The sequence below is a fragment of the Candidatus Frankia alpina genome, from assembly GCF_902806485.1.
Classification (GTDB): domain Bacteria; phylum Actinomycetota; class Actinomycetes; order Frankiales; family Frankiaceae; genus Frankia; species Frankia alpina.
The window spans coordinates 1-7,663 of sequence record NZ_CADCWT010000224.1; the positions used below are offsets into that span (position 1 = coordinate 1).

General features: G+C 73.7%; 5 protein-coding genes and 1 pseudogene. 1 reads left to right on the top strand and 5 read right to left on the bottom strand.

From position 1 onward, the window contains the following. Positions 1–479: 479 nt before the first annotated feature. Positions 480–1,271, bottom strand: coding sequence for an SDR family NAD(P)-dependent oxidoreductase (locus G6R25_RS19070; RefSeq protein ID WP_163554058.1), 792 nt, complete (start codon positions 1,269–1,271; stop codon positions 480–482). Next, positions 1,271–1,939, bottom strand: coding sequence for a TetR/AcrR family transcriptional regulator (locus tag G6R25_RS19075; RefSeq protein ID WP_235949074.1), 669 nt, complete (start codon positions 1,937–1,939; stop codon positions 1,271–1,273). The genes G6R25_RS19070 and G6R25_RS19075 overlap by 1 nt, the downstream gene beginning before the upstream one ends. 703 nt (positions 1,940–2,642) lie before the next feature. On the opposite strand from G6R25_RS19075, the gene G6R25_RS19080 reads away from it, so the two are divergent. Next, on the top strand, positions 2,643–3,581 hold the full coding sequence (locus G6R25_RS19080) for a hypothetical protein (RefSeq protein ID WP_205447248.1): 939 nt from the start codon (positions 2,643–2,645) through the stop codon (positions 3,579–3,581). A gap of 432 nt (positions 3,582–4,013) precedes the next feature. On the opposite strand, the gene G6R25_RS27865 is transcribed toward G6R25_RS19080, so the two are convergent. The 3 genes and pseudogenes from G6R25_RS27865 to G6R25_RS19095 form a co-directional block, all read right to left on the bottom strand. Then, positions 4,014–4,430, bottom strand: a complete 417-nt coding sequence (locus G6R25_RS27865; protein ID WP_419469380.1) for a hypothetical protein — start codon at positions 4,428–4,430, stop codon at positions 4,014–4,016. A 484-nt stretch (positions 4,431–4,914) separates the two neighbouring features. Then, on the bottom strand, positions 4,915–6,048 hold the full coding sequence (locus tag G6R25_RS19090; RefSeq protein WP_163554060.1) for a lysophospholipid acyltransferase family protein: 1,134 nt from the start codon (positions 6,046–6,048) through the stop codon (positions 4,915–4,917). A 123-nt stretch (positions 6,049–6,171) separates the two neighbouring features. Then, a pseudogene (locus G6R25_RS19095) lies at positions 6,172–7,587 on the bottom strand (lactate racemase domain-containing protein). Positions 7,588–7,663: the final 76 nt, after the last annotated feature.

Here is a 7,663-nt window from a genome sequence, read left to right on the forward strand (position 1 = left end):
CCCTGCAGAGCGACTCGCCGTCCAGCAGACGCTGGCATCGGGCTCCTCCCGCTCAGCGTGCTGGTCGGGGTCGGTGCGCTCGTCGGGCTGTCGTTCAGCCGGCCCGGCGTCAGCGTCCTGGTCGGTCTTTGCGTCGCCGGGGCCTGCTGGTGCTCTGGCTGGCCCTGAATGAAAGGACACCGTGCTCACCCTGCACGGCGAACACTTCGCCCACACCGTCCGTCCCATCCTCGATCGCACCCGGACCCCCCTCACGTCCGCCAGCGATGGTCAACCGGACTCCTGACCGGCCAGCAGCGACTCCATATCGACGCGCATCGCCACGAGCGTGGCCAGAGACGGAGAAAGTCGGATTTCCGTGTCCTTGTAGGAGCGGATGATTCAGCCAATGGTTACGAGCAGCGTCGTGCTCCGACGCACCACCGTGCACCCGGACCACCGCCGCCAGGGGCTCGGAATACGTCTGGTGCGGGCGGCGCTCAGGTGCGGGCGGGCGTCGGGCGCATGGTGCGCTCGGCGATCCTCACCAGCATCCGCCGGGGCAGCAGGCGCCCGCCACGGGCCAGCAGCGCGTTGCGCCGCCCGTCGATCGCGACCGGCCGGCCCCGCTCCAAGGCGCGCAACGCGGCGGCCACCACCTGCTCGGGTGTGCGCACCGCGCCGACGACGCCGTCACGGGTGCCGACGACGTCGAAGAACGGCGTCTCGGTGGCACCCGGGCACAGCGCCAGCACCCGCACCCCCGCCGGGCGCACCTCCGCCCACAACGCCTCGCTGAACGACAGCACGAACGCCTTGGAAGCCCCGTAGACGGCCATGTGCGGCAGCGGCTGGAACGCTGCGGTGCTCGCCACGTTCACCACCGCGCCGTGCCCGTGGGCCACCATCGCCGGCAGGAAACGGGCGGTCAGCGCGACCACGGCGACACAGTTGAGCCGCACCAGGTCGGCGAGGCGGACCGGGTCGGCGGCGGCCAGATCGCCGTGGGTGCCGAAGCCGGCGTTGTTGACCAGCAGGTCCACCCGGCCCCCGGCCACGGCGACCCGTTCGGCGACGACGTCGACGGCGCCCGGGTCGCACAGGTCGACGGCGACCACCTCGGCGCGCACCGGGTGCCGGGCGGTGATCTCCTCGGCCACCTTCTGTAACCGGTGGGTACTCCGGGCGACGAGGACGACGTCGGCACCACGCGCCGCGAGCTCGCGGGCGAACACCGCGCCGATGCCCGTCGACGCCCCGGTAATCACAGCGGTCTGTCCCTGCAGGTCCATCAGCATCTCCCTGCCATCTGATCGGTCTGTTCACCGGGCCGCGTCGGGCCCGCGTCGTCCCGCCCGCCGCACAACGCCAGGTCGACAAGGTCGACCAGTACCCCCGCCCGCTCGACGAAGCGGGCCGAGGCCCGCGGGCCGTCGAGGACGTCGGTGAGCGACTTCAACCCGTCGAACGCGGCGACGAGCACCGCGGCGAGGGCGTCGGCGTCGACGTGGGCGCGCAGATCACCCTCGGCCTGCGCGCGGCGCACGACACCGGCGACGAGCGCCACCCAGGCCGCCATCGGCTCACGGACCCGTGCGGTGAGCTGCGGTTCGCCGGCCAGTTCCCGGGCCAGGCGGGTGACGCTCCACACCGCCGGGTCACCCTCGATCAGCTCGACCATCACCGGGACCATCGCGAGCAGCTCGTCGACGGCCCGCTCCCGGCCCGCCAGCGCCGCGACGACCCGGCCGAGGAAACGGGTCTTCTGCTCGCCGAGCACGGCGAGCGCCAGCTCGGCCTTGGACCGGAAGTAGAAGTAGAACGCCCCCTTGGTCAACCCGCTGGCGTCGATGAGCTGCGCCATCGTCGTCGCGGCGTAGCCCTGCTCGGCGAACACCACCGCCGCGATGCGCAGCAGATGAGCGCGGGTCGCCTCGCCCTTGGCCGTCGCCGGGACCATCGGCACCGCATCACCCATACATCCTACACTAAACCGACCGGACGGTATGTCAAGCGGCGGCGGCCCCGGCGCCCACCACCCGCGGGTAACCCCCACCCGGGGGGCACGCGGACGGCCCGGCAACACCGGTATGCCCACCCGGCCCGGTCCGACCCGAGCCCCCCGCCGCGGTGAGCAGCGTCACCGCCGCCGTCACCGCCGCCGTCACCGCCGACACCGTCCGCTCAGGCCCGGCGCGCCGATGCCGGCCCTGACCAGGCCCGCGATCCGGGACGCCCGGCCCGATCGGACCACCGCGGCCCCCTCTACACGCCACATCCGCCGCCGACAAGAGGCGGAATGTCCCCCCTGGACAACCCGGGGGCGGTGTGGAGTTCGTCGAACCTCTGTACAGACCCCCCCGTGGGCGCGGTAGCGTGCCCACCGTCGCATCGTCCGCCGATCCGACCACCCGCCGGGAGAACCATCGCCGTGCACGCGACGCCGACGGCCCGAGGTCGAAGCCCAGCTCCGGCACCCGCCGGTCACGCGACGCGACGGACAGGCTCGGGTACCGCCCGCGGCCCGCGCCGCCGAGGCACGCCAACCGCGCCGCGGCGGCCCGCCCGGGCCACGGCACGGCCCGGACGTGGCGGCGGGCACGGGCCCGGCGAGCAGGCCGGCGGCGGGCAAGCCCGGCCGGGAGGTGGAGGGGATGCAGGGCATGGATGCGGTGGAGCTGGCGGGCACGCAGGCGCCGGACAGGTTCGCCCTGCCCGGCGCCGCCCGCGCCGCGGCGATGATCTCCAGGGAGATCGCCTACGCCGACCCCGACCCACTGGCACTGAGCGAGTTCGACGACCGCCTCTACCGCTACGCCACCACCCTGCTCAGCGCGCCCCACACCAGCCTGCTCGGCCCGATCATCGGCGACTGGCGCCGCGTGCAGGCCGCCCTGGCGCGGCGACTGTCACCCGCCGTGCACATCGAGCTGACCCGCGTCGCCGGCTACCTGTCGTTCTACCTGGGCGTACTGTCCGCCGACACCGGCGCGAACACCTCCGCGCGGCGCTTCGCCACCCTCACCGAGCAGTTCGCCGCCCAGCTCGACGACCGGCTGCTCACCGGCACCTCCCGTAGCCTGGACGCCGCCATCGCCTTCGCCGACGGCCGCCTCGACGCCGCCCGTGCCGCCGCCGTCGAAGATCCCTACCTGCACGGCTGGGCCGCTGCCGCCGAGGTCACCCTCGCCGCGGCCGCCGGGGACGAACCCGGCGTCGACGCCGCGCTGGCCCGCCTGCGCAACCGCCCGGTCGTGCGCGGCCTACGCCATCCGGGCTGGCCCGCCTTCGACGACGTCCGCGAGGCCTGCGTCGTCGCCGACGCGATGGCCCGGCTGTCCGTGCCCGGCGCCCGTTCCGCGGGGTATCGCGCCGTGTCGATCACCACCCCAGGCACCCTCGAACGCGGCTGGGCGCTGGGGGCGCTGGCCACCACGCTGGTCAACCACGACCCGGCCACCGCCGGCGGTGGCCTCGACGAGATGGTCGCCATCCTCGACGTGCGTCCCTCACGGCTGCTGTCCACCCGGGTGCACGAGATTCTGCTGCTGATCTCCTCGCCCCCGGTCGACCGCGCCCCCCGCACCGCCGGCGCCACCTGACTCCACCCGGCGCAGACCCGAACCGCGTCGTTCAGCTGCCCGGGGTCCCGCGGCGCGGCCAGGTCACCGGGTGAGCCCAGCGATATCGGTTCGGCCCGGCCCGCGCCCTGCCTCCCACCGCGACGCCGCGGACCGCAGCCTTGACGAGTGAGTCCTGCGGGTTCACCTCTCCTATCGCTCTGTCACCGCATGCGCACAGAGCCATGCCGAGGCTTCGGCACGGTTTTGGGCCGTGAAACCGTGCGCAGGCCCCGGCATGATCTGGCCGTATTCCGGCCGGAAACCCAGGCGCATGGGCGGCCGTGGCCGAGCGGTGCCGACAGGGTGAGCAGATGACTGCCGAAGGTTACGAAAACGGTGTGGTCCAGCGTCGGCCCAGGTGCGTGCCCGGTGCCGGGGACGGTGCCCGGTGCCAGCCGAGGTAGCGGCCCGTCAGGCCGAGACCCGGCACACTCCCTCGGTGGAGGCCGCAGCCAGGGCGGTCGGACGCTCGGTGGCCGGATCACCGCAGGCCGCGCCCGGGGCGGCTGGACCAGCGGCCCCGGCGGCGCGCAGGCGGTGGCCGCGGCGGACCAGCAGCCGCTCGGCGAGCGCGTCGGCGCGTTCGATGTCATCCAGGGTGGCCCGGGTCCGCTGGTCGACCTCCAGGATCGCGGCGAGCAGCTCGGCGGACAGTCGCGTGCGGGCGGCGACCCGCGCCACGCTCGGGGGCAGCGTGGGCGCCCCACCCGGCCATCCGGCCGCAGCGGGGCCCATGATCCGGGCGGGAGGCGTCGGCGAGCCCGCGCGGGCGGACCCGGGCTGGTGTGCGGGTGGGGTGGACCGGGCGGTCAGACGCAGCAGAGCCATGCGTCAGTGATACCGCGCCAGATACGTACCGCAACGCCTTAACTTCTCCCCGTCGTACTGGATGACCCTTTCCCCACAGGACATCCACAGGGTCACGCCGAGTTACTCACCGCCCCATGAACAGGATTATCCACATGTCGATCTTCGTGTGATTTATATCACAGATCATTGTAGTCGGGGCGAGGGCATCGCCGAGACCGGTCGGTCCAGCCGTTCACGATGGCGCCCCGCAGCCGCAGGCACCCTACGGCCAGTCGCAGAGCCCCTACCCTTTGCAAGACCACGGCGGCCCGAGCTACCCTGACCCGATCGGCCCGCCGCAGCCGTTCCCCGGCAGCGCCCCAGGCAGGAGATCACGTGACGGTGGGCCAGGTGGGTGCGCGTGGCCGGATGGGGACGCAGGAACCACAGACGGGAGTGGCCGGCGGGATCATCCGGTCAGTACCACCAGCCGTCGTCGGCCAATACCGTCACCCTGCGGTGTTCAGCAGCGCCAGGGGGAGCGGGAGGTGTTGCGCGGCAGCGGTTCGGTGGCCGCCCAGATCCGCCGCCAGCGCGCCGTCGGCGTAGCCGGGGCGCCGCGCAGCCGCGCGGAGATCGACACCGGGCCGGCCCCGGGCCGCACCCCGGCGCGGGGCCGATGCCGACCCAGTGTGCGTGCCTCGCCGACGGCCGTCATCGCGGCCCCGTCGGCGGACGGCCCGCCGACCGACGAATCCTCGCGGTCGCGGTCGCGGTCGGCGGCGGGCTGACGCGGCGCCGCACCGGCTGCGTTCGCCGCACCGCCGGGGGAGTCGGCGGGCTGCTCGGCGAGCGCGGCACGGGTGGCATCCCACCAGCTCGTCGCATCCTCGACGCACAACCGGTCGACCTCGGCGGCCAGCCGCGCGGTGAACGCGCGCACATCCTCACCCGGCGCCGCCCGCAACGGCCGCCCGAAACGCACCGTCACCTGCGGGCGGCCCGCCACCGGCCACGACCGGCCCCGCGGCATCGCCGCATACGCCCCCCGCACCCCCACCGGCACCACCGGCACCCCGGCGTTGATCGCCAGATACGCCGCCCCCAACCGGAACCGGTCCCGCGCCCCGTCCTTCGACCGCGTCCCCTCCGGGAAGATCACCAGATTCCAGCCGTCACGCAACAGGTCCATCGGCGTCGACGACGGCGCCCCGCCACTGCGGTCGATCGGCACCGTCGCGAACGCCAACGCACTGCCCGCGCCCCGCCACACACTGTCGAAAAAGTAGTCCGCCGCCGCCGTCACCACCGTACGCGAACGCACCCGCCCCGGCAGCGAACACAGCAGCAGCGGCGCGTCGAGATGACTGGTGTGATTCGACACAATGATCACCGGGATGTCGCGGACAGTGTCAAACACCTCACCGCCGTGCGCGTGCGCGGTCAGCGAGGCGTGCAGCAGCGGGCTCATCACCCCACCGAGGAACGCCGACCGGGTCGTGCGCGCCGCACCGCTACGCGCCCACCCGGTGGGGAACTCCCGCGCCGCCGACCGCCCCCCCCGGCCCTCGTCGCCGGCGGGCACCACCGGCGGGCCACCGCGACGCACACCCCGCGCGGCCTCACGCAGCCCCACACCCCGTCGCGGCCTACCCATCCCGATCACCCATCCGTCCCGAACACCCTCGTCCTACCGGTCCCATCCACCGCGCCCGTGACCCACCCGTCCCGGCGCGACCCCGCCACCGGCACAGCGCGCCGCCGTCACCGCACCTCGGTCTCACCGCACGTCGGTGATCAGCTGCGGCGGGCTGTGCAGGTACGTGATCGACGGATCCCGCCCCACCGACCCCGACACGATCTCCAACGCATCCGCCAGCGTCGACGCCGCCCGATAGCCCAGCCGCGCACACACCGCCCGATCGCCCCCGACGAAGACCACCTCGGCCAGATGCGCCCGCGCCGGCGCCGTCTCATACCAGCGGTGAAACGGATGCACCCCGTGATGCGCCAGCGACGTTCGGTACAGCGACGCATACCAGGGATCGGTGGCGTACTGCCGTTCGAACTTCGCCTCGACCGTCGCCGGATCACTCGACTCGGCCAGCACCTCCTCGTAGAAGTCCACATACGACGGCTGATGCAGCTGGGAGAACCGCGCCGCCACCGGATGGTAGACGATCATCGCTCCGTTCTCCCGGACGACGGGCCGCCCCCGATGACGGGCGAACACCTCAGCAAGCGCACCGTGCGCGGCCAGCACCGGATCCGCCGGCGCCCCACCCTGATACGCCCCGAACGGGGGCAACCCCACGACCACGACGTCACTCTGCCCGTCGACATCGACACGCTGCTGGGCGTCGACGGACTGCCACGCCACCGCCGCGACGGCCGCCGACTATGCGATCACCGGCACCGCCGCGCCCAATACCGCCCCCAACCGGGCCACCGCCGCCGGCTCCACCAGCCGGCCGGCTACCGTCCCGCCGCCGCCGCCGGCGCCGGCCCCGGCGGCCTGCGTCACCGCCGCCACCGAATGCACCGCGCGCAGCGACGCATACGACGACAACCCCTCGACCAGCGCTCCGGGCCCCCCTTGCCCGGGGCCCTGCACAATCCCGACGGCGATGAGCAGATCGGCCTCGGCCACCGCCCGGGCGATCACCACCGGCTCCCCGGCGTCGCTGACACCGACCTCGACGAGGTTCGCGGCGTCCTCGGCGTCATGGCAGGTCAGCTGCGTCGGCCAGAACGAGCGAAATACCCGCTCCCCGACGATCCCCGCCACCTCGGCGGCACCCAACCGCCGGTGCAGCCCGTTGGCCACCACCAGCGTCACCTCGTCGACACCCGCCGCCGCCACCACGGTCAGCACCTGCTCGAGGATCCGCCCCCGCACGTCGACGCGCCGCATCCGCGGCTGCGGGGTACGCAGATCGTCCACGCTGATCGTCAGGCGCATCCCCGGGCGCAACAACGCCGCCAACGGCGCACTGCCCACCGGATCGGCGATCGCCGCGGCGATCGCCGCGGCGACGTCACCGACCCCCGGCCGCGGCTGCGGCGGATACGCCACCCGCGTGCCCAGCGGGAACCGTTCCAGCAGCACCCCGGCGCCGGAATGGACCAGCAGCGGGGGAGTCTGCTCGTCGACTTCGAGCACGAACCCCGGTCTCACTGTCGCGATCCTCTCCACGTCCGACCCGTCGAGCCACACCCTGCGTGCGCCCCGTCCACCCCTGCTCCGACCACTCCCGGTCCGACCACCCCCG

What these genes read in the sequence shown, in the direction of transcription:
- G6R25_RS19075 (WP_235949074.1), bottom strand. Translation starts at nt 1,939, where the DNA reads ATGGTCCCGGCGACGGCCAAGGGCGAGGCGACCCGCGCTCATCTGCTG.
- G6R25_RS19070 (WP_163554058.1), bottom strand. Translation starts at nt 1,271, where the DNA reads ATGGACCTGCAGGGACAGACCGCTGTGATTACCGGGGCGTCGACGGGC.
- G6R25_RS19080 (WP_205447248.1), top strand. Translation starts at nt 2,643, where the DNA reads ATGGATGCGGTGGAGCTGGCGGGCACGCAGGCGCCGGACAGGTTCGCC.
- G6R25_RS27865 (WP_419469380.1), bottom strand. Translation starts at nt 4,430, where the DNA reads ATGGCTCTGCTGCGTCTGACCGCCCGGTCCACCCCACCCGCACACCAG.
- G6R25_RS19090 (WP_163554060.1), bottom strand. Translation starts at nt 6,048, where the DNA reads ATGGGTAGGCCGCGACGGGGTGTGGGGCTGCGTGAGGCCGCGCGGGGT.